Origin of the sequence: Streptosporangium amethystogenes (genome assembly GCF_000721075.1) — a bacterium.
Classification (GTDB): domain Bacteria; phylum Actinomycetota; class Actinomycetes; order Streptosporangiales; family Streptosporangiaceae; genus Streptosporangium; species Streptosporangium amethystogenes.
The window spans coordinates 70,669-93,132 of the sequence record NZ_JOEQ01000006.1; the positions used below are offsets into that span (position 1 = coordinate 70,669).

Below are 22,464 nucleotides of genomic sequence, written 5' to 3' on the forward strand. Positions count from 1 at the left end.
GACCTGTGCTCCTTGAGCCAGTTGACGAATCCGACCGGGACCGGCACCGGTGCCTCGAATCCCGCTTCCACCCGATTCACCGCTCGTCCCCCCGGCCGGTCTGGCCGTCCGTGCTCGCGGGGGCGTACGCGCCGACGAGCTTCTCGACGTGCTTGGCGATCACGTCGACCTCGAGGTTCACCGGGTCTCCGGGCTGCTTGGCACCGAGGGTGGTCAGGCGCAGGGTGGTGGGGATGAGGCTGACGGTGAAACCGCCGGAGCCGACGCTCACCACGGTCAGGCTGATGCCGTCGACCGTGATCGACCCCTTCTCGACCACGTAGCGGTCAAGGTCGGGCGGGAGGGAGATGCGGACGACCTCCCAGTGCTCGCCGGGCTCCCGCGACAGCAGGACGCCCGTCCCGTCCACGTGCCCCTGCACGATGTGGCCGCCCAGTCGCTGGTCGGCGCGGACCGCGCGCTCCAGGTTGACCGGGGAGCCTGGCCTCAGCGCGCCGAGGGAGCTGCGGTCGAGGGTCTCCTTCATCACGTCGGCGGTGAACACCTCATCGGCCACGTCCACCACGGTCAGGCAGACGCCGTTGACGGCGATCGAGTCGCCGTGCCCGGCGTCCGAGGTGACCGTCCTGCCCCGGATGGACAGCCGGGCCGCGTCGCCCAGCTGCTCGATCCCGGCGATCTCCCCCAGCTCTTCGACGATTCCGGTGAACATCACAGCTCCTTGCGGGGGACCGCGCGAAGGCGGGCGGCCGAGGTGTCGCGGGACCGGAGGCGGAACGTCGCCGACGGACATGACGTCGCGTGGGGGCCGGCGGGGCCTGTGCTCGGAGAGCGGGATAAGCCGGTGTGCCCGGTCAGGGAATGGTGGGGGCCGGCGTCGCCATGCCCGTGGGGGGCGTGCCCGGCCACTGGGCGCGTCCGCGTCCGATCAGTCACCCGAGGTCTCCTACTCGCCAGTAGCTGTCTGCCACGGCGGGCCCCGGGGAATTCGATGGGTGCGTACACCCGGTCAGCGGAGGGCGCCAAAGGGCACTCTCCGCTCGCGCGCTTCCTCCCATCCGGACTCTAACCGTCGGTCCTGGAGTTTCACCAGGTCAACCGGTCGATGGATTCGACCGGGTCGCGGACTGTAACCGCCGGCTCGGAATTTCACCGACCCCGGAGCACGCTGCTCTGCCTTGCTTCGGGAAGCGCGCCGCGGGCGGCCAGCTTCCCGTACACCAGTGTGCCATGTCCGGCAAACCGCACCGCACACCCCTCCAGCATATGGACCAAGCGAGCGCTTGGTCAAGTCACGCGGCGTGCTCGGCGATCACCTTCCGAGCTCTCCGCGCGTCCGGGGAGTAGCGCACCGGGGCGGGCACCAGACCGATGCCGGTGTGCAGCGCCCTCAGGGAGGCCGTCGCCCACAGGTCTCCCAGCGGGGTCGCGGGCAGCCCGTAGAGCCTGCGGGCCCAGCGCGGCAGGGTCGCGAAGGCGAGCAGGGTGACCATGGGGAACACCGGCTTGAGCGGGGTCAGGCGCGCCGGGAGCGGCGCGTTGAGCGACTGCCTGAGCGGATGGGGCACCTCGGGCGCGAAGTAGAGACCCGGACGGCAGGCCCGGATGTAGTCGTCCATCTCGCCGACCGAGCCGGGCACGTCCTCGGGGCACAGGCCGACGACCTCGGCCGCGCGGCGCCACTCCGCGACGAACCTGTCGGCCTCCGCACCGCTCAGGCGCACTCCGGCCCGCCGGGCGACCGACAGATAGGAGTCGACCTCGCCGACATGGACCCAGAGCAGCGCGGCGGGGTCGTCGAGGCGGAACCGCTCGCCGGTGTCGGGGTCGAGGGCCGTGAGGCTCGCGTGGATCTTCCTGACCCTGGCCCCCGCGCGGGCGACCTCCTCGGTCGTACCGTAGGTGCGCACCCGGACGAACTCGGTGGTGCGCACGAAGCGGGACCAGGCCTCCGCGGGGTCCATGAGCGCCGAGTTCTGCGCGACCCCGCGCATCGCCCGGGGGTGCAGGCCCTGCATGAGCAGCGCCCTGAAGCCTCCGACGAGCAGGATCGGCTCGCCCATCACCTTCCAGGTCACCGAGTCCGGCCCGAACAACCCGTGATCCATACGCCGCCTCCCTCGTAAGTGGTTAATTACGTTACCTGAGGGGTCTGGGCACACATGTCCCGGGTCTGTGACACAAGCCGAACGGGATCCGGACGAGGGTGTCACGACCAGGTCATCAAAGTGTCACAGATCCGTGAAAAGCAGCTTTTAAGTGCCCCGATTCTTTCACTGCACCCCCCCACCGCGTCAACGGAATTGAAGCTACGAACAGGTGGAAATTACACAACAATAAAATGAGTAAGGACCAGACCATTGATTTGACCTTGACTGTTTTGCGATGGTTCCAGAGATCAGGCTCAGCCATGCTCGTTGGGAGCGCCCGCACGATGACCATCCCTGCACCAGTCGCGTCCACCTCCGTGGAACCCCTCGCGGCGAAGACACCGGAGACGGTGGGCCGCTCCCCCGGCCAGTTGATGTGGCTGCGCTTCCGCCGCGACCCCACCGGCATCGTCTCGGCCGGCGTAGTGATCTTCTTCTTCCTCGTCGCGATGCTCGCGCCGGTCATCTCCTGGCTCTACGGCAGGGACCCCTACATCCTCTACGGCCAGGACACCCCGGGACTGCTGAACGACTTCGGCTACCCGGTGCTGCCCAACGGCGGCATGAGCTCGGACTTCTGGTTCGGCATCGAGCCGGGCCTGGGCCGGGACGTGTTCATGCAGCTCGTCTACGGGATCAGGACCTCGCTGCTGATCGCGATGGCCGCGACGCTGCTCATCTCGATGATCGGCATCGTCATGGGCATCGTCGCCGGTTACATCGGAGGTAAGACCGACTACTTCATCGGCCGCCTGATCGACATCGTCCTGTCGTTCCCCTCGACCCTGTTCATCATCGCGTTCATGCCGGTGGTGGAGAACCTCTTCGTCGACCCGTCCGAGGAGACCCCGGTCTGGCTGCGGGCGGTGACGCTCGTCACCCTGCTGACGGCCTTCGGCTGGGCCGGCATCGCCCGGCTGCTGCGCGGCCAGGTGCTCTCCATGCGCGAGCGGGAGTTCGTCGAGGCCGCCAAGGTGACCGGCGCCTCCCCCGCCCGGATCATCTTCAAGGAGCTGCTGCCCAACCTGTGGACGCCGATCCTGATCCAGTCGACCTTGCTGCTGCCCGCGATGGTGACCGCCGAGGCGGCCCTGTCCTTCCTGGGGGTCGGCATGATCGAGCCCATCCCCGACTGGGGCCGGATGTTCCTGCGGGGCACCGAGGTCTACCAGAACGACATCACCTACCTGATCTTCCCCGGCGCGGCGCTGCTGATCTTCGTGATCGCCTTCAACCTGCTCGGTGACTCGGTCCGCGACGCCTTCGACCCCAAGCTCAAGCGTTAGATCCGATAGGAGAGAGATGAAAGTCCGTACGCGGTCAGCAATGGCCGTACTCGCCATAGGCGCGCTCGCACTCACCAGCGCGTGCGCCCAGGGCAACCAGGGTGCCCCCGCCGCTCCCAGCGGCTCCGCGGGCGCGTCCGCCCCCGCAGTGGAGCCCTACAAGGCGCCGACCATCACGGTCGGCACCGCGGAGGACTCCAAGGGCCCGGCCATCGAGCCGGAGGGCGTCGTCAAGGGCGGCACCGTCACGATGATCGACCGGGACGACTTCTCCCACCTCGACCCGGGCCAGCTCTACGTCAACACCGAGACGAACTTCTCCCTCCTGATCGCGCGTACCCTGACCGGTTACAAGCGCACCGACAAGAGCGAGTACAAGCTGGTCGGCGACCTGGCCACCGACACCGGCACCCCCTCCGACGGTGGCAAGACCTGGACCTTCACCCTCAAGGACGGGGTGAAGTGGGAGGACGGCACGCCCATCACGTCCGAGGACGTGAAGTGGAGCATGGAGCGGACGTTCGCGTCCTTCATCACCCAGGGCCCGACCTACATCCAGCAGTGGCTGACCGACGTCGACCACAAGAAGGCCTACCAGGGCCCCTATGACGGCAAGCGCCTGGACAGCATCGAGACGCCGGACGACAAGACGATCGTCTACAAGTTCAAGACGCCGCACGCCGACGCCAACTACGCCTTCGCCATGGGCGGCTACGGCATCGTGCCCAAGGCCAAGGACACCAAGGAGAAGTACGACAAGGCCCCCGTCTCCAGCGGCCCGTACATCATCAAGAACCACGTGGTCGACAAGTCCATCGACCTTGAGCGCAACCCGAACTGGGACGCGGCCACCGACCCGATCCGCGGCGCCTACCCCGACAAGTGGCGTCTGGAGTTCGGCCAGGAGCCCCTGCAGATCACCGACCGCCTGATGGCGGACACGGGCCCGGACCAGACCGCCTTCACCTTCTACGCGACGGTTCCCCCGGAGCGGCTGCAGCAGGTGCTCGGCGACCCGGCGCTGGCGCCCCGTCTGATGAAGAGCCCCTCGCCGTACGGGAACTACTACTACTTCAACCTTGACCGGATGAAGGACCAGAAGGTCCGCCAGGCCATCAACTACGCGTGGCCCTCCAAGCAGATCCAGCAGACCATGGGCGGCCCGGCCGCCGCGGCGCTGCCCACCACCATCCTCAACGAGAACACCACGGTCGGCTACCAGCCCTACGACCTGTTCGGCAAGACGACCAAGCCCGAGGGTGACATCGAGAAGGCCAAGGCGCTGCTGGCCGAGTCGGGCAACCCGACGCCGACCATCGTCTACGCCTACAACCAGACGCCGGTCCAGGAGCAGATCACCGTCGTGATCAAGAGCGCTCTGGAGAAGGCCGGCATCAAGGTCGTGGCCAAGCCGCTGGACCGCAAGACCTACTACGACTCCATCGGCCTGGTGAAGAACGAGTTCGACTTGTACTGGGGTGGCTGGGGCGCCGACTGGCCGTCCGGCTCGACGGTCATGCCCGTCATCTTCGGCCCGATCGCCGACGGTGCGCCGAACTACTCGCACCTGAAGGACGAGGCGCTCACCAAGAAGATGAACGAGATCATCGCCATGACCGACATCGACGCGCAGAACGCCGCGTGGATGGCGCTGGACAAGGAGATCCAGGAGACGATCACCCCTGCGGTCATCGCCGAGAACCGGATCGCCAACACCCTGCACGGCTCCAAGATCGGCGGCGCGGAGATCGACCCGCAGTCGTGGGTCGTCCAGCCGAACAGAATCTTCGTGAAGCAGTAACCCTCACGAAGCCTTAGGAGACACCGGCGGCCGTGGCCTCGCGAAAGGACGACACTCCCCGCGAGGCCACGGCCAAGGGGCCGTCAGGCCCCCGCAGCGGTCCCAGCCACCTCGGGAAACAGGCAATGCTTCCATTCATCACTCGCCGCACGCTCGGCGCCGCGGTCACACTCCTGATCATCGCCGCGGTCACCTTCTTCCTCTTCTTCGCCGTGCCCGCCGACCCGGCGAGGCTCGCCTGCGGCAAGGTGTGCCCGCCCGACCTCCTGGAGCAGGCGCGACACAACCTGGGACTGGACCAGCCCCTGTTCGCCCAGTTCGTGGCCTGGCTGGCCGGCATCTTCGTCGGCCGCGACTACGAGAGCCTGGGCCACTGCCCGGCCCCCTGCCTCGGCTACTCGTTCGTCAACCGTGAGCCGGTGTTCGAGACGATCCTGGACCGGCTGCCGGTCACCGTCTCCCTCACCATCGGCGCGGCGGTCGTCTTCCTCGTCTTCGGCCTGGCGACCGGCATCGTCGCGGCCCTGCGCCAGGGCAAGCCGCTGGACAAGATCGCCAGTGTGGCGTCCCTGATCGGCGCCTCCGTGCAGATCTACTTCATCGGCACGCTCGCGCTCTACTTCCTCGTCTACCAGAACCAGATCCTTCAACGGCCCCAGTACCTGCCGTTCACCGAGAATCCCATCGCCTGGGCGAGCGGACTCGCACTGCCCTGGGTGGTGCTGGCGATCATCTTCACCGCCAACTACACCCGTATGACGCGCTCGACGATGGTGGAACAGCTCAGCGAGGACTACGTCCGCACCGCGCGGGCCAAGGGCATGTCCGGGCGGAGCGTCGTGATGAGATTCGCCCTGCGCGGCACCCTGACGCCCATCATCACGATCTTCGGCGTGGACCTCGGCACGCTGATCGGTGGCGCGATCATCACCGAGACCACCTTCGGGCTGCAGGGACTCGGACGGCTCTCCATCAAGGCCGTCTGGGACTCCGACCTGCCCCTGCTGATGGGCACGGTGCTCGTGGCGGCCGGGGCGATCGTCTTCTTCAACATCGTCGTCGACGTCCTGTACGCCTTCATCGACCCTCGCGTCCGGCTGAGCTAGGAGTTCTGAAGAAAGTGTCAACTCCCTTCCTCTCGGTCCGTGACCTGACCGTCGACTTCCACACCGAGGACGGTGTCGTCCACGCGGTGGACGGGCTCTCCTTCGACGTGGAGAAAGGCACCACGCTGGGCATCGTCGGCGAGTCCGGGTCCGGCAAGTCGGTGACCAACCTGACGGTGCTCGGCCTGCACAACCCGGAGACCAGCACGATCAGCGGGGAGATCCGGCTGGACGGCGAGGAGCTGATCGGCGCCTCCCGGTCCACCATGGAGAAACTGCGCGGCAACAAGGTCGCGATGATCTTCCAGGACCCGCTGACCTCGCTCTCCCCCTATCACACCATCGGCAAGCAGATCTCCGAGGTCTACCGAAAGCACACCGGCGCGAGCCGCGCCGAGGCCAGGGCCCGCGCCATCGAGATGCTGACCAGGGTCGGCATCCCGCAGCCGAAGACCAGGGTGGACGACTATCCCCACCAGTTCTCCGGCGGCATGCGGCAGCGCGCGATGATCGCGATGGCGCTGGTCTGCGACCCCGACCTGCTGATCGCCGACGAGCCCACCACCGCGCTGGACGTGACGGTGCAGGCCCAGATCCTGGACCTGCTCAAGGACCTCCAGGACCAGATGGGCACCTCGATCATCCTGATCACCCACGATCTCGGCGTGGTCGCCAACACCGCGCACGAGGTGCTGGTGATGTACGCCGGGCGCGCGGTGGAGCGCGGGAGCGTCAAGGAGGTCCTCCGCGAGCCCCGCCACCCCTACACCTGGGGCCTGCTGGCCTCCATGCCCCGGCTGAGCGCACCGGTGGACGTGCAGCTCCGGCCGGTCCGCGGCACCCCGCCGAGCCTGATCAACGTCCCGACCGGCTGTCCCTTCCACCCGCGGTGCGACTTCATGGAGGTGGCGGGGCCCGAGCTGTGCCGCTCGGAGCGGCCCGAGCTGTCCCCGCACCGCGGCCACGGCGACGCGTGCTACCTGACACTGGCCCAGAAGCGGGAGATCCACAAGTGAGCGAGACGACCTCCGAGCCGCTGCTGGAGCTGTCCGGTCTGAAGAAGCACTTCCCGGTGATGGGCGGCCTCGTCTTCAAACGGCAGGTCGGCCGGGTCCACGCGGTGGACGGCATCGACCTGACCGTGCACGCCGGTGAGACACTCGGCCTGGTCGGCGAGTCCGGCTGCGGCAAGTCCACCGCCGGGCGGCTGGCGGCCCGGCTGCTCGAACCCACCTCGGGCGGCATCCGCTACGCCGGACGCGAGATCGGCCACGCCAGTCGCCGGGAGCTGAAGCCGATCCGGGCCGAGATCCAGATGATCTTCCAGGACCCGTACTCGTCACTCAACCCCCGGCACACCGTGGGCACCATCATCGGCGGCCCGATGGAGATCAACGGCATCAAACCGCCGGGTGGCGTGACCAAGCGGGTCCAGGAGCTCCTGGAGATCGTCGGGCTCAACCCCGAGCACTACAACCGCTTCCCGCACGAGTTCTCCGGCGGCCAGCGGCAACGGATCGGGGTGGCCCGCGCGCTCTCCCTCGACCCCAAACTGATCATCGCGGACGAGCCGGTCTCGGCCCTCGACGTCTCCATCCAGGCGCAGGTGGTCAACCTGCTCCAGCAGCTCCAGCGGGACATGGGGATCGCGTTCCTGTTCATCGCGCACGACCTGGCGATCGTGCGGCACTTCTCCCAGCGGGTCGCGGTCATGTACCTCGGCAAGATCGTCGAGGTCGCCGACCGCGCCTCCCTGTACGAGCGCCCCCGCCACCCCTACACCCACGCGCTGCTGTCGGCGGTGCCCGAGGTGCAGGAGGACGACGAGCCGCGCGAGCGCATCCGCCTGGCGGGCGACGTGCCCTCCCCCATCAACCCGCCGTCCGGCTGCCGCTTCCGCACCCGCTGCTGGAAGGCCCAGGACAGGTGCGCCACCGAGGAGCCTCCGCTGCTCAGGCTGGAGGGAAACAGGGAAGGTCACCTGACCGCCTGCCACTTCCCCGAGGAGCCGACCGTGCACGGCCAGGACGTGGTGCTGGACCCGGCACTGCAGACCTGACGCCGGCCGTCACCGGTCCCCGTGACCGGTGACCCCCGGTGCGAGAACGGCGGAGGGCGGACCCATCCCGGGTCCGCCCTCCGCCGTTCGGCTGTCCGCCCGGCGCTCCGGGCTTCCCGGACGCTCTCTGGACGGGACCGGTCAGCCGCGAGTGGCCCGGGCGCGCAGACCGTCGACCGCGCGGGCCGGATCCTCGGCGCCGTAGACGGCGTTGCCCGCCACGAAGACGTCGGCGCCCGCCTCCGCGCAGCGCTCGATCGTCGTGTCGGAGACGCCGCCGTCCACCTGGAGCCAGACCTGCCCGCCGCAGCGGTCGATCAGCTCGCGGGCCCGGCGGATCTTGGGCAGCACCACGTCGAGGAACTTCTGCCCGCCGAAACCGGGATCGACGGTCATCAGCAGCAGCATGTCGAGCTCGTCGAGCAGGTCCTCGTACGGCTCGACGGGGGTGGCGGGGTTCAATGCCAGGCCGGCGCGGGCACCGGCGCTGCGGATCTGGCGCAGCGTGCGCACCGGGGCCTTGGCCGCCTCCACGTGGATGGTCACGCTCTGGGCTCCGGCCTCGGCGTAGGACGGGGCCCAGCGGTCCGGGTCTTCGATCATGAGGTGGCAGTCGAGCGGCATCGAGGTCGCCTTGAGCAGGGACTCGACCACCGGCAGCCCGAGGGTGAGGTTGGGGACGAAGTGGTTGTCCATGACATCCACGTGCAGCCAGTCGGCGTTGGGGACCGCCTCGGCCGCCTCGGCGAGGCGGGCGAAGTCGGCGGACAGGATGCTGGGCGAGATCTGTACGGCCATAATTGGCCGATTCTATGAGGCGACGCCCTGCCCTCTGGCACCCGCCGTCCACCGCGTGACCCGCGTCACGCGTCATCCGGCACTCGACACTCGCCGTATATCGCATGACATATCAGACATATGGCCATATTTCTGTGCTTTCTCACCATTCACCGCACTGCCTCTCCGGCATCGAACTCGCGGATGGCCGGGGATTTCACAGGACGCGAATTCATAACCATCCCGGCGAGCGGGAGATCGCCCGAGTAATTCCCTTCGGGAGTCATTCGAATCATCGAACCACCACCCGGGACGGCACCGTACAAGGGCATCGGCCACCGCCATGTCCACCTGCTCCAGTGAGCCGACGGCCACGGCTACACCACCCACCCGGAAACACGGCACCGCGCCGCGTTTCCTCCCCCGCCCGAAGGCGGGGGTCCCCACGCCGGGGGTATCCGATGACAGCGCAGACGTCATCGGCTATTTGCCTGAAACAGGCAGGAACGTCAGGGGATGCCGAGAAGGCCGGCGGCGGGACGGCCGTCGTCTGCCATCCCGAGAGCCCGGTGGTCAACGACGGGACCGGTGATCGCCGAGCGCCGGGGATACCGGAGCAGATGCGCCGCCGTGCACACCGGTGGACGGATCCTCGGTGGAGTAGCCCCGGGGTCAGATGTCGATCCGGATGTGGTATCTCTCCAGCCAGGCGTTGAACTGCAGCAATCCCTCCAGCGCCACCCGGCCTCCCGCCGGGCCGCCGTCCATCTCCGGCTGGTCGATCACCGCCCGTACCTTCTCCCTGTCGATCAGCGGCGCGGCCGCGATGTCCCCGCGCCCGAGCAGCCGGGCCGCCTCCGCGCGGACGGCCTCGGTGTAGGAGGGGTCCTGCGTCGAGGGGTAGGGGCTCTTGCGGCGGTGGACGACCGAGGGCGGCAGGATGTCCGCCGTGGCGGCACGGAGCAGGCTCTTCTCCCGCCCGTCGAAGGTCTTCATCGCCCAGGGGGCGTTGAAGACGTACTCCACCAGCCGGTGGTCGCAGAACGGCACCCGGACCTCCAGCCCGACGGCCATGCTCATCCGGTCCTTGCGGTCCAGCAGGATCTGCACGAACCGGGTGAGGTTCAGGTAGGAGATCTCCCGCATCCGCCGTTCCAGCCCCTCCTCACCCTGCAGCCGGGGCACCTCGTCCAGCGCGTGCCGGTAGCTGTCCGCCCGGTAGGCGGGGATGTCCAGCTTGCGCATCAGGCCCTCGTCGAGGAGCGCCCCCAGCCCGCCGAACCGTTCCACCCCCGGGGAGACCAGCCACGGGAAGGTGTCGGCGGCGACCGCCTCCGGATCGTGGAACCACCGGTAGCCGCCGAAGACCTCGTCGGCCGACTCCCCGGACAGCGCCACGGTGGAGTGCCCCCGGATGGCACGGAACAGCAGGTAGAGCGAGGTGTCCATGTCACCGATGCCGATCGGCAGGTCCCGCGCCCGCAGGACCGCGTCGCGCACCGCCGGGTCCATGAGGTCGGCGGAGTCCAGGACGATGTCGGTGTGGTCGGCGTCGACGTGCCGCACGACCTCGTGCGCGTACGGCGTGTCGGGGGTGTCGCGCATCTCGTCGGGCTGGAAGTTCTCGGTGTATCCGGCGAAGTCCACGGAGAACGACCGGATCCTCCCCTCCCCCCGCTCCCGGAGCCCCAGCGCGGCGAGTGCCGTGACGGCGCTGGAGTCGAGGCCGCCGGAGAGCAGGGCGCAGAGTGGCACGTCGGCGACGAGCTGGCGGCCGACGATGTCGTCCAGCAGGTCGCGTACGCCCGCGACCGTGGTGGCGAGGTCGTCGACGTGCTCGTGGGAGTTCAGCTGCCAGTAGCGGCGCCGGCACAGGAACTCGTGGGTCACCCGGACGACCTGGCCGGGGCGGACCTCGTACATGCCCTGGTAGACGGCGTGCTCGGGGGTCTTGACGGAGGCGATCAGCTCGCGCAGCCCGTCGGCGTCGACGGTGGGCCTCCCGGCGAGCGGGTTGGCGAGGATCGCCTTGGGCTCGGAGCCGAACAGCACGCCGTGCGCGGTGGGGTGGTAGTAGAGCGGCTTGACCCCCATCCGGTCGCGGACGAGCAGCAGCTCCTCGCGGCGGGTGTCCCAGATCGCGAAGGCGAACATGCCGTTCAGCCGGTCGGCGAGGTCCTCACCCCATTCGAGGTAGGCCCGCAGCACGACCTCGGTGTCGCTCCGGGTCTGGAAGCGGTGGCCGTGGGCGGCCAGTTCGGCGCGTAACTCGACGAAGTTGTAGATCTCGCCGCTGTAGGTGAGGACGGCGAGCGGCAGCCCCTCCTCCGTGACGATCATCGGCTGGCGGCCGCCCTCGATGTCGATGACCGCCAGGCGCCGATGGCCTATCGCGACGTGCGGGGCGAGCCAGATCCCCTCGTCGTCGGGCCCTCGGCAGGCCATGGTGTCGGTCATGGCCTTCGCGATGTCCGATGACTGCCGAAGATCGCCCTCGAAGTCCACCCATCCGCAGATTCCACACATTTCGCCACCCCCGCGTCCCCTTGGAAGCAGTTATGCCCAGTCGAACGGTGTGCGGCATCCATATATGCCCTGAACTGCGATGACGATCCCGAGGTCCGCTCAGCGGCGGCGCAGCAGGGCCAGGAACATGGCGTCGGTGCCGTGCCGGTGCGGCCAGAACCGCGCGTACGGCCCCCCGCCCAGCCCCTCGACCTCGGGGAGGTAGGCGCGGGCGTCCAGCGCCTCGACGTCGTCACGGTCGCGCAGGGCGTCGCCGACCACGACGTCGGTCTCGGCCAGGTGCGGCGAGCAGGTCACGTACCCGACGACGCCACCGGGACGGACCGCCTCGATCGCCGAGGCGAGCAGGTCGCGCTGGAGCCTGCCCAGCTCGGGAAGGCTCCGGGGATCGCGGCGCCAGCGGGCCTCGGGGCGGCGGCGCAGCGCGCCCAGGCCGGTGCAGGGGGCGTCCAGCATGACCCGGTCGAAGACTCCGGGCCGCCAGGCGGGCACGGTGCCGTTCGCAGTGATCACCGCGGCCTGCCGGGTCGTCTGCCACACCAGCCGCGCCCGGTGGTACTGCAGCTCGGCGGCGAGCAGATGCGCCCCACCGGGGAAGGCCGTCGGCCCGGCGCCCGCCGCGAGGCCCGCCTCGTCACCCCGGGTCGCGATGGCGTCGAGCAGGCCGGCCTTGCCGCCGGGGCCCGCGCACAGGTCGAGCCAGCGCGAGTCGGCGCCCTCCACCGGGACCCGGGTCAGGGCCAGCGCGACGAGCTGGCTGGCCTCGTCCTGGACGGCGGCCCGCGACTCGGCCACGGCGAGGATCGCGCCGGGGTCGCCCTCGGGTAGGTAGGCCGCGTACGGGGAGTATCGGGCGGGCTCGGCCCCCGCGTCGAGAAGCTCGGCGACCGACGAGCGGCCCGGACGGGCGACCAGGGTCACCCGGGGACGTTCGTTGTCGGCGGCGAGCAGGGCGGCCGTCTCGTCGAAGTCGCCGCCCACCGCGTCGCGCAGCGCCTCGACGATCCACCTCGGATGGCTGTGGGCCACCGCCAGATGGCCGACGGGGTCGTCGGCGGGGTCGGGCGCCACGATCGGAATCCACTGCTCCAACGACCGGGTGGAGACCTTGCGCAGCACGGCGTTGGCGTACTTCGAGGCGCCGATGCCCACCCGCAGCCGCACCAGGTCGACCGTGGTGCCGACGGCGGCGTGCGGGGGCACCCGTGTCTTGAGCAACTGGTGCACGCCCAACCGGATGGCGTCGAGCAGCGGCGGGTCGACGTCCTCCGGCGCCCGGTCGCTGCAGGCCGCGATGATCTCGTCGTAGGTGCCGAGACCGCGCAGGGTGCCGTAGGCCAGTTCGGTGGCCAGTCCCGCGTCGCGCCCCGACAGGCGGCGCTCGCGCAGCAGCGTGGGCATCAGCAGGTTGGCGTAGGCGTCCCGCTCGTCGACGGCACGCATCAGGTCGTACGCGGTGTTGCGCGCCTCGTCGCGGACCGGCTTGGGTGGACGCCCGGCCCCGGCCGGCCCCCTGCCCCTGCCTCGGTTCCCGCCCGCTCCATGGCCGCGCGGAGCCGGCCCCTGACCGCGCCCGCCTCGTGCGGCGTTACGGCCGTCACCACCAGCACTGCTCATGATCTCTAGGCCAGCCGATCCTCGTCCGTGGGCCGCACGCCGCGGGCCCATTCCCCCGCCCCCATCAGACGCTTGCCCTGCGGCTGCACCTCGCCCAGCTCGACCGGGTAGGTGGCGGTGCCGACCAGGACGGTGTTCTTGGACACCGCGATCTGGCCGGGGGCCAGGGGGGAGGCGTCGGGAACCGGTCGCAGGGCGCCGAGCTTGACCCGCTGACCGCGGAACTCGGTCCACGCGCCCGGAGCGGGAGTGCAGGCACGGACCAGCCGGTCGACGCGCATGGCGGGCGCGGACCAGTCGACCCTGGCGTCGTCGACGCTGATCTTCGGGGCGAGACTGACCCCCTCCCCGGGCTGCGGCACGGCCTCCAGCTTGCCGTCCTCGATCCCGTCGAGGGTGGCCGTCAGCAGCCCGGCACCGGACTCGGCGAGCCGGGCGAGCAGCTCCCCGCTGGTGTCCGTGGGGCGGATCTCCTCGGTGACCACGCCGTAGACCGGGCCCGCGTCCAGTTCCTTGACGATCCGGAAGGTGGCCGCGCCGGTGATCGCGTCACCGTGCAGCACGGCGTGCTGCACCGGCGCCGCGCCGCGCCAGGCCGGCAGCAGCGAGAAGTGCAGGTTGACCCAGCCGTGCCGGGGAATGTCCAGGGCGGCCTGGGGCAGGAGCGCACCGTAGGCGACCACCGGGCAGCAGTCGGGGGCGAGCTCGGTGAGCCGGTCGAGGAAGGCCGGGTCACCCGCCTTCTGTGGCCTGAGCACCTCGATGCCCGCCTCCTCGGCGAGCTCGGCGACAGGGCTCGGATGGACCCTGCGGCCCCTGCCCGACTGGGCGTCCGGCCGGGTGACGACGGCGACGACGTCATGGCGGGGTGAGTCGATCAGAGCCCGCAGCGCGGGCAGGGCTGTGTCCGGTGTTCCGGCGAAGACCAGGCGCAAGGTTCCTACAGAGCCTTCCCGTGGGTGGCGTGCGGGGAGAACTTGACCGCGGGGGCCGACAGACCGCTCCAGTCGGCCTCGCGGATCGCCTTCATGGCGAGTTTGCGCTGTTTGGTGTCCATCCTGTCGATGAACAGCACGCCGTCGAGGTGGTCGGTCTCGTGCTGGAAACAGCGGGCCATCAGGTCGGTGCCCTCAAGCGTCACCGGCTCACCGTGCATGTTGAAACCGGTCGCCACGGCCCGCAGCGCCCTGGGCGTGGGGAACGAGAGGCCCGGGAAGGACAGGCAGCCCTCCTCGCCCTCCTCGTCCGCCTCGTCCGACAGGTCGAGGTTGGGATTGATCAGGTGTCCGAGCTGGTCGTCCACGTAGTAGGTGAAGACCCGGAGCCCGACCCCGATCTGGGGTGCCGCCAGCCCGGCCCCCGGTGCGTCCATCATCGTGTCGGTAAGGTCCTTGACGAGCTTGCGCAGCTCCTTGTCGAAGTCCTTGACCGGATCGGCCGGAGTGCGCAACACCGGGTCGCCGAAAAGGCGGATCGGCTGAATGGCCAACAGGGTCTCCTCACGCTTCAGGGGATCGCCCCAGTCTAAGGGCGCCGGCCGCCTCCCCCGGGCCTTCCGCGCACCTCAGCGGGAGCGGGCCTTCATGGCGGCCTTGCGGGCCGACTTGGCCACCGCGGCGGTGCCGTGCCGGGAGCCGAGCAGGTCGAGGACGGCGAACGTGTCGGGATGCTCCACCAGGGCCATCTCCTCGACCACGCGCATGAGGTCCTCTCCGGGTTCGAGCGCGTCGAACTCGCAGATCGCCTCGGAGGCCTCACCCCGCTCCAGCAGCGAGGCGAGCGAGTCGACCGCGAGCCAGGTGTTGTCCGCGGGGGTGAGCGCGGGCGCGGGCAGGTCTCGGATGTGCAGCCAGGAGGCGGCGTAGCGCCACATGGCGGGCTCGGAGAGCGCCTCCCTGAGCGGGGCCTCGGCCTCGGGGCCGAGCTCCTCCAGGATCGCGCCCGCGACACCGCGCCGGCCTGCCGTGCCCGAGGCGGCGACCTTGACCAGCTCGCGCGCGGCGGCCTCGGGGTGGCGGGACTCCAGCCACACGGTGACGGCGCTGGGCGCGGCGGAACCCTTCATGATCGCCTCGACCAGCTCGGGCGCGCCGAGATCGGTGAAGACGGCGACCTCGGCGCCCGTCGGCGCGTCGTGGCCCTCCCTGATGAGGTCCTGGCGGACGGCCCACATGCCGAGCGGGGTCAGCCGGGGCCTGCCCGCCCGCGAGGTCTCGACCAGCCCGCAGTAGCCCAGGAGCGACAGTGCCGACTCCAGCTGGGCGGGCAGCGTGCCGGTCAGCGTCCTCATCTCGGCGGGACCGGCCCCGCAGGCCACCCGGTGCGACTGCAGGATGCCCTTGACCAGGGTCGCGGTGGACAGTCCCTCGCGCACGGCGTACAGCGTGGCGAGCAGCTCGGCCAGGTGATCGTCGATCACCGGAGACCCGGTCAGGTCGTCGTCCGCACGGTCGAGGACGTCCATGACCACGCCGTCCCAGAATCCCAGCACGGCCCGGTGCGGCAGGTCGGCGGAGAGCGCCAGCGGGCCGGGGTCCACCCGACCGCGGGAGATGCGCAGCATGCCGGTGTTGACCGCGACCACCCAGAGCAGATGCAGCCGCGCCGGGCCCGGCAGGCCGAGCTCCGCGCACGGCCCGAACGGGTCGGGCAACAGTCCCTCGGGGGTCACCGCACGGGTGCCGGTCCAGGCGGCCAGCCGCTGGGCGTCGAGCACCAGCGGCACCAGCGGCACGGACGCGGCCAGCTCGGCGTCCGGGGCGAGGTCGACCGGCGGGAAGCTCAGCGCGTCGCCGCGCGGGGGGCAGTCACGGCCCGCGGCTGTGACCGACTCCTCCAGAACGACTGTGCGCAGCTCGCGGGGTGCCGCTCCCAGCTCGTCCACAAGCCTGCGCAACTCGCCGATGTCGAAGACGTTCCCACTGTTCCCGCTCTTTGCCACCCGTGAAACTTACTGCACTCGCGCCTCACACATACACGGCTCAGCCGATGGCGCGGGAACGTGCTTTGAAAGCCGCCTTGCGGGCCGCCTTGGCCGCGTTGTGGTCCCTCAGGGAGCGTCCGAGCAGCTCAAGGACCTCGACGACCTCGGGGTGGTCGACCCGCCACATCTCCTCGATCACGCTCTGCGGCGGCCCGGAGGCGGACATGTTCTCGGCGAACGTCTCCGGATCCTCCTCGGCCGAGGGCATCGCCAGGACGAGCATGTCCACGCTCATCCAGAGCACCTCCTCCGAGGTGAGCGCGGGGGCCGCCAGACCGCGCGCGGTCAGCCAGTGGATGGCGTGCGGGCGCAGCTCCGGCTCCTCCAGGAAGGCGCGCACCGCCTCCTCCGCGTCGGGGCCGAGCCGGTCGACGATCGTCACCGCTATGCCCCTGGCGACCGAGGGCGCCCCCGAGACGGAGCCGAGCAGCTCGGCGACCGCCTGCGCCGGGCTCCTGTGCCGCAGCCAGCCCTCGATGTCGGCCTCGGCCATCTCGGCGGGCATCCCCGACAGCAGTCCCTCGATGAGGTCGGGCGCGTCGGCGAGGGCCAGATCGGCCGCCTGGGGCGCCTCGATGCCCAGGTCGGTGTAGAGCCTGTGCAGCCCCCACAGGGCCAGTGGGGTGAGCTCCAGGAGTTCGTCGCCCGGCTCGGCCATCCCGCAGTAGGCGAGCCGTCGCACGACCTCGGAGACGTCGATCTCCCCCTCCTCCACCAGGCCGATCTCGTCCAGGTACTCCCTGACCAGCGGGATCGGCACGGGTGCCTGGAGGCGGTAGAGCATGTCGCACAGGCCGTAGAGCTCCTCGTCCAGGGAGGCCTCGCCCGTCACGGCACCGCCGGTCTCCTTCTCGACGACGAACTCGACGGTCGCGGCCCAGATGTCGAGCGGGTCGAAGTCCTCGCCGTCGAAGATGGCGGTGCCCTCGACGGTGACCAGGCCGGTGTGGACCGCGAGTTCCCAGAGCAGACCGGGGTCGGTCACCGAGAGCTGGGCGATCGCCTCGGTGGCGTCACGGACCCTGAGCCTGCCCTTGACGGTCGGGGTGCGCCCTCCCGCGAGCATCCACTGGACCAGCCTGCGCGCGTCGGTCAGCAGCGGCACCCGCAGGGCGCTCTGGACGAGCGTCTCGCGGGGCGCCAGGCGCACCGAGGGAAGCGGCGAGCAGCCGGGGCAGTCGCAGTGCTCGACGGCGGGCTCCTCCTGCGCCGCCGAGACGGAGAGGATCGCGCTCTCAGTGCTCCCGGCGGCCCGCTCCAGCGAGTCGGCGCCCATCGCGCTGAAGAGACTCTTGGCCATGCCGAACCTGGAGGTGTCGGCGAGGGCGATGGGCATCTCGGGCTCGATCCGGTCGAGGACGCTCCTCATCCGGACGGCCATCTTGCCGCCGATCTCCTCGGTCGAGAGCAGGAAGTCGACCAGGGTACGGGCGGCGGCGACGGTCTCGGGGGCACTCTCCGGCGGGGCGATGACCTTGCGTGGATAGATGTTGAGCAGCAGCTCCTCGAAGGCGACGGGGGTGAAATCACCCAGCTCGTTCACGTCCAGATAGTCACTCGCGTAGTCGCAGAGCAGCCGTACCTCGTCCACGTCAACGTCCAGGCCGCGCGCACGCCCCCACGCGCGCAGGTCGTCTACGGCCCGATTCACCCATTCGATCGACACAGGGGAAAATTAACGGCTTACTGCCAGCACCGCGAATCGGGGAAACAACTCAAATCACATCTAGGGGGTCAATGCATACCTTGACCACCTCCGCGGCCTTGCGTGCGGAGCGCACTCCCACGGCTCCTTTCAGGGCCGCGGCCAGTGTGGAGCCGGAGCCTCGCGCGATCCGCACCATGGCACGTTCCCGCACTTGATCCCCCCTGGGCGAGGCCACCGGGACCGGGCCGAGCACCTGTGCCTCGGAGGGCAGCGCCACCTCACCGAGCATTTCCCTGACCCCCGCCGGAGATCCGGTGAGCGTCGCCATTTTCACCGCCGGGGGGAAACCGAGTTCTGTCCTGTCGGCCAGTTCTCTCTCGGCATGTGTCACCGGATCCCAGCGCAGCAACGCCTGCACGACGGGCAACGAGGAATCGGCCAGCACGACCAACTCGGCGCGGGGCCGCAGCAGCGCCGCCGCGTTCATCCACCGGCGCAGCGTCTCCTCTGCGGCGCGCAGGTCCGGCCTGCCGAGCAGCGCCCAGCCGTCCAGCAGCACCGCCGCCGCGTATCCGCCCTCGGGCACCGGCTCGGCTCCCGGGGTGGCCACCACCAGTGCCCGGGCCGCGCCGACCGTGGCCAGCACCCCGTCCTTGCCCGACGTCTTGACCCGTACGGAGGGGAAGGCACGCCCCAGTTCCTCGGCGGTGCGGCGGGCACCGACCACCTGGGCCCGCATCCGTGCCCCGCCGCAGGAGGGGCAGCGCCACTCGCCGGCGATCCGGCCGCACCAGCGGCAGTACGGGGCCACATGGCCACCACGCAGCGCGAAGGGCCCGCCGCAGTGCCCGCAGCGGGCCGGCGCCCGGCAGCCCTGGCAGGCCAGCGCGGGCAGGTAGCCCCGCCGGGGGACCTGCACCAGCACCGGGCCGCTCTCCAACCCCGTGCGCAGGATCCGCCAGGCGAGGCTGGGCAGCCGGGCGGCCCTGGCCGCCTCGTCCCTGGCCAGCTCCGAGTCCTCCCCCGCCGGACGGACCCTAGGCGCCCTGGCCCTGACCGCCTGGCGGGCCGCGACGATGGGCCCCGCCCAGCCCGTGGCGATGAGCTGGGTGGCCTCCGCCGTGCGGGCGTACCCGCCGATGAGCAGGCCCGCGCGGGCCCGGTGGGCACGCAGCGCGAGGACCTCCCTGGTGTGCGGGTAGGGGGCGAGCCGCTCGGAGTGCAGGTCGTCGCCGTCGTCCCAGATCACCGCCAGCCCGAGGTCGGCGACCGGGGCGAACGCCGCCGCCCTGGTGCCGACGGCGACCCTGACCTGGCCCCTGGACAGGCGCAGCCACCGCCGGTAGCGCTCCGCGGGCCCGAGGTCCGCCGTCAGCGCCACATGCGCGCCGGGCCCCAGGACGGCGCTCAGCGCCGCGTCGGCCAGGGCCACGTCCTTGCCGTCGGGAAGCACCACGAGGGCTCCCCTGCCACCGTGCAGGGTCTCCCGTACGGCAACCGCGACCGCCCTCGGCCACCCGGGCCCGTCCTGGTCGGTGCCCGGCAGGGCGGTCCACACGGCTCGGGGGGAGCCCCCCTTCGCCAGGGCCGCCAGGAACGCCTCCCCCTCCCGGTAGTCCGCCCACGGCCCCGGTTCCCGCTTCGGCTCGTCCCCCGGATGCCCGCCCGGGCCGCTCTCGCCGCTCTGTCCCGGCCCCGGCCCCGGCACAGCCTCTGGCCCCTCTCCCGGTCCGCTCTCGCCTCTTCGTCCCGGCCCCGGCACGGTCCCCCGCTCCTCGCCCGCTCCGGGTTCCGTCCGCCTCGGCCCCGCCTCTCCTGCCGTCCGTTCGGATCCGGACTCTGCGGAGGTCTCAGCCGCGTCGTTCCCCGCCCGTGAGTCCGTACCGGTTTCGGAGGCGGCGACGACCTCGGCCTCGACCCTGGCGTGGCGGGGCGGGACGGCCAGGCGCAGGACGTCGGCCATGGTCCCGGCGTAGTGGTCGGCCACCACACGGGCCAGCGCGGCGATCTCCGGGGTGAGCACGGGCTCGGCGGAGACGACCCGCTCCAGGCGGGTCAGCCTGCCCTGGTGCTCGGTGGTCTCCACCCGTTCCAGCAGGAAACCGTCGACGAGCTTGCCCGCGAACCTGATCCGGACCCGGCACCCCGGCACCGCGGCGGCGTCCAGGGGGGCGGGGACGAGGTAGTCGAACAACCGGTCGAGATGCGGCAGCGGGGTGTCGACGACCACCCGGGCGACCGGCAGCTCCTCGGCCGGCTCCGGCACCCCTCTGACCTGCTCGGCCACCCCTTGCGACCTGGCCACCCCGGCCGCTCGGACGGCCCCCGGCCGCGCCCTGGCGGCCCTGCCGGGCCCGGGCCGCTCACGTACGGCGTCGAGTGGCAGGAGGGCGTCGTCATCCGGCGAGGGGTTGGCGTGGGTCACCCGCCTGTCCTACCAGACACCGGCCCCCGCCCAGACGGTCGGCCGGTCGGCGGTAGGGCACCGGTCTCTGGATATAACCGGACATGGGATGGCATATCAGACGGTTCGCCACCTGGCCCAGCCGGGCAGACCTGACGACCCGGCAGCGGATCAGGCAGGGGGCCTCCGGACCCGATCCACCGAATCGAACGGCGCTGCGGCGGGTCCGGTGGATCGAGCGGATCAGACGGCACGACGGCCGGCCAAGCCGGACCGGGTCGTTTTCCTGCCTGGCCACCAGGTCAGATGGCGCGGCGGTGGGTCCAGCGGCCGGCGAGCAGGGTGCCGAGGATCGGCATGTGACGGAGACCGTCCCCGTCCAGCCCCGCCGGGTCGTACTCGGTGATCATCAGGTCCGCGGGGTCGCCCGGGCGCACCCCGGCCCGGCCCCGGCCGGCCGCCGCCAGCGCCGCCGGCAGCGAGATCGCCTGTTCCGGGTGCCACGGCGGGCGCTCGTCGTCGGTCCTGGCCACGGCGGAGGCGATCCCGTCCCATGGGTCGAGCGGCGCCACCGGAGCGTCGGAGCCCAGCTCCAACCTCGCCCCCGCGGCCAGCAGGTCGGCGTAGGCGAAGGCCCGCCCGGTCCGCCCCCGCCAGTGCAGATCGGCCACCTCCCGGTCGTCGGGCGCGTGGGCGGGCTGCACACCCGCCACCAGACCGGGCCTCGCGAACCTCCCGAAGTCCTCCGGGCGGACCAGTTGCGCGTGCTCGATCCGCCCCGGGCAACCGACCCGCTCGAAGGCATCCAGCGCGATGCCCACCGCCAGGTCGCCGATGGCGTGCACCGCCGGGGCGATCCCATGCCCGGCGGCCAACTTCATGACCCCGTGCAGCTCCTCCGGTGGTGTCTCCAGCAGCCCGCGCGCCTCGCCACCGGGATACGGGTCCGCGCAGTAGGCGGTCCTGGTGTTCAGCGAGCCGTCCACGAACGTCTTCACCGGCCCGACCTCCAGCAGGCCCGCCGAGCCGGCGACCGGCTCCCCGGTGCGCAGCCCGCGGCCGATGGCCTCCTCAAGCCGGTTCACCGGGATCGAGCAGCCGACCCGGACGTCGACCCCTCCCCGCGAGACCCGACGGGTCCAGTCGGTGACGTTGTCGGCGAACTCGAAGTCCAGCACGCCGACCACGCCCCTGGCCGCGGCGGCGGTGGTGGCCTCGGCCACCCAGCGGTCCAGCTCGTCCTCGGGCGGCGGCGGCATCGACGCCATCGCGTCGTAGCAGTCGCGCTCGCGCAGCACCCCCGTCGGATGCCCGCCCCTGCCGATCGCCGCCAGCGCGGCCGGGCTGAACCAGGCGGTGTGCAGGTCGTTGCTCACCAGCACGATCGGGCAGCCCGGCGCCGCCGCCTCAAGCAGCGACTTGTCCGGTGTGTCCGGCCACAGGCCGTCGCGGAAGCCGTAGCCGACCGTGAACCCGGCCGTACCCGCCCCCGGGGCGACGAGGTCGACCGCCTCCCGCGCCGACCGCGCCGAGGTCAGGTCGATCCTGCGCCGGGCCTGCGCCCACTGCACGGAGTGCACGTGCGCGTCCCACAGCCCCGGCAGCAGGGTGCCACCCCCCGCGTCGACCGACTCGTCGCAGGCGGGAGGCTCAGTGGTCACCTCCGCCACCCGGCCGTCGACGATCAGGACATGGCGCAGCGGACCCCCGGGACCGATCCGTACGTCGCGCAGCAGCAGGCGGGAGGAGGAAGAGGACATGGGACAGACTTTAGGCGGACAGCCGGCCGATCCCTCGTCTCGTTCATCGCGACTGCCGACTCCGCCGACGTGACGGCTGCCGTGCAATGGCCGACGCCGTCCAGTGACACCGAGCTGACCTCGGTCGACGCGGCCTGGGACATGGTCACCGCACTCGGCTTCGACGTGCTGCGACAAGGCGAAGCGATCTTCGACGAGTTGCGCGATCAGTGGGAGCAGCGAATCGAATTCCTGTCCGGTTGCGATCCGGATGCCTAAGGTAAAACTGGGGATTGCCTTCGGTAGGAGACTTTCGATATGGGGCCGACGCCGCCTGCGTCATCGGAAAACGGGTCATCTCCGGATGA

Annotated in this window: 17 protein-coding genes and 1 riboswitch; of the genes, 6 read left to right on the top strand and 11 right to left on the bottom strand. The window is 70.8% G+C overall.

Going from position 1 to position 22,464, the window contains the following annotated elements:
• Positions 1-76 precede the first annotated feature (76 nt).
• The gene (locus tag IG98_RS0111695; RefSeq protein WP_051752008.1) at positions 77-712 is read right to left on the bottom strand and encodes a riboflavin synthase; all 636 of its coding nucleotides are present in this window, start codon (positions 710-712) and stop codon (positions 77-79) included.
• A gap of 328 nt (positions 713-1,040) precedes the next feature.
• Positions 1,041-1,171, bottom strand: a riboswitch (FMN riboswitch).
• Positions 1,172-1,292: 121 nt separating this feature from the next.
• A complete protein-coding gene (locus tag IG98_RS0111700) occupies positions 1,293-2,108 on the bottom strand; it encodes an oxygenase MpaB family protein (RefSeq protein WP_030909931.1) in 816 nt (271 codons plus the stop codon).
• A gap of 326 nt (positions 2,109-2,434) precedes the next feature.
• Here IG98_RS0111700 and IG98_RS0111705 point away from each other — a divergent pair, with 326 nt between their 5' ends.
• The 5 genes from IG98_RS0111705 (at position 2,435) to IG98_RS0111725 (ending at position 8,402) form a co-directional block, all read left to right on the top strand.
• Positions 2,435-3,436 carry an ABC transporter permease gene (locus IG98_RS0111705; protein WP_030909934.1) on the top strand — a complete coding sequence of 334 codons (1,002 nt, stop codon included), beginning with the start codon at positions 2,435-2,437 and terminating at the stop codon, positions 3,434-3,436.
• Between the two features lie 16 nt (positions 3,437-3,452).
• Complete coding sequence (locus IG98_RS0111710) at positions 3,453-5,237, top strand: ABC transporter substrate-binding protein (RefSeq protein WP_030909938.1); 1,785 nt, start codon at positions 3,453-3,455, stop codon at positions 5,235-5,237.
• Between the two features lie 125 nt (positions 5,238-5,362).
• Entirely contained in the window at positions 5,363-6,343 is a 981-nt protein-coding gene (locus IG98_RS0111715) for an ABC transporter permease (RefSeq protein WP_030909941.1), read from the top strand.
• 14 nt (positions 6,344-6,357) lie between these two features.
• Positions 6,358-7,359, top strand: coding sequence for an ABC transporter ATP-binding protein (locus IG98_RS0111720; RefSeq protein ID WP_051752011.1), 1,002 nt, complete (start codon positions 6,358-6,360; stop codon positions 7,357-7,359).
• Entirely contained in the window at positions 7,356-8,402 is a 1,047-nt protein-coding gene (locus IG98_RS0111725) for an ABC transporter ATP-binding protein (protein ID WP_030909945.1), read from the top strand. Before IG98_RS0111720 ends, IG98_RS0111725 begins: the two co-directional genes overlap by 4 nt.
• A gap of 141 nt (positions 8,403-8,543) precedes the next feature.
• On the opposite strand, the gene rpe is transcribed toward IG98_RS0111725, so the two are convergent.
• From rpe to IG98_RS0111775, 9 genes are all read right to left on the bottom strand, one after another.
• Positions 8,544-9,200 carry a ribulose-phosphate 3-epimerase gene (rpe, locus tag IG98_RS0111730; protein WP_030909946.1) on the bottom strand — a complete coding sequence of 219 codons (657 nt, stop codon included), beginning with the start codon at positions 9,198-9,200 and terminating at the stop codon, positions 8,544-8,546.
• A 651-nt stretch (positions 9,201-9,851) separates the two neighbouring features.
• Positions 9,852-11,705: an asparagine synthase (glutamine-hydrolyzing) gene (asnB, locus tag IG98_RS0111740; RefSeq protein ID WP_030909947.1), complete on the bottom strand. Its 1,854-nt coding sequence runs from the start codon at positions 11,703-11,705 to the stop codon at positions 9,852-9,854.
• A gap of 99 nt (positions 11,706-11,804) precedes the next feature.
• The gene (locus tag IG98_RS0111745; protein ID WP_084195301.1) at positions 11,805-13,322 is read right to left on the bottom strand and encodes an RsmB/NOP family class I SAM-dependent RNA methyltransferase; all 1,518 of its coding nucleotides are present in this window, start codon (positions 13,320-13,322) and stop codon (positions 11,805-11,807) included.
• A 5-nt stretch (positions 13,323-13,327) separates the two neighbouring features.
• Entirely contained in the window at positions 13,328-14,257 is a 930-nt protein-coding gene (gene fmt, locus IG98_RS0111750; RefSeq protein ID WP_030909949.1) for a methionyl-tRNA formyltransferase, read from the bottom strand.
• Positions 14,258-14,262: 5 nt separating this feature from the next.
• Positions 14,263-14,811: a peptide deformylase gene (gene def / locus IG98_RS0111755; RefSeq protein ID WP_030909950.1), complete on the bottom strand. Its 549-nt coding sequence runs from the start codon at positions 14,809-14,811 to the stop codon at positions 14,263-14,265.
• Between the two features lie 75 nt (positions 14,812-14,886).
• On the bottom strand, positions 14,887-16,263 hold the full coding sequence (locus tag IG98_RS0111760; RefSeq protein ID WP_030909951.1) for a hypothetical protein: 1,377 nt from the start codon (positions 16,261-16,263) through the stop codon (positions 14,887-14,889).
• A 40-nt stretch (positions 16,264-16,303) separates the two neighbouring features.
• Positions 16,304-17,971: a hypothetical protein gene (locus IG98_RS0111765; RefSeq protein WP_037970043.1), complete on the bottom strand. Its 1,668-nt coding sequence runs from the start codon at positions 17,969-17,971 to the stop codon at positions 16,304-16,306.
• Positions 17,972-18,020: 49 nt separating this feature from the next.
• Positions 18,021-20,378: a primosomal protein N' family DNA-binding protein gene (locus tag IG98_RS0111770; RefSeq protein ID WP_030909957.1), complete on the bottom strand. Its 2,358-nt coding sequence runs from the start codon at positions 20,376-20,378 to the stop codon at positions 18,021-18,023.
• Between the two features lie 281 nt (positions 20,379-20,659).
• Positions 20,660-22,117: an amidohydrolase gene (locus tag IG98_RS0111775; RefSeq protein ID WP_030909960.1), complete on the bottom strand. Its 1,458-nt coding sequence runs from the start codon at positions 22,115-22,117 to the stop codon at positions 20,660-20,662.
• A 69-nt stretch (positions 22,118-22,186) separates the two neighbouring features.
• Between IG98_RS0111775 and IG98_RS52465 the strand changes: the two genes are divergently transcribed.
• Positions 22,187-22,375, top strand: coding sequence for a hypothetical protein (locus tag IG98_RS52465; RefSeq protein ID WP_211263951.1), 189 nt, complete (start codon positions 22,187-22,189; stop codon positions 22,373-22,375).
• The last annotated feature ends 89 nt before the right edge of the window (positions 22,376-22,464 follow it).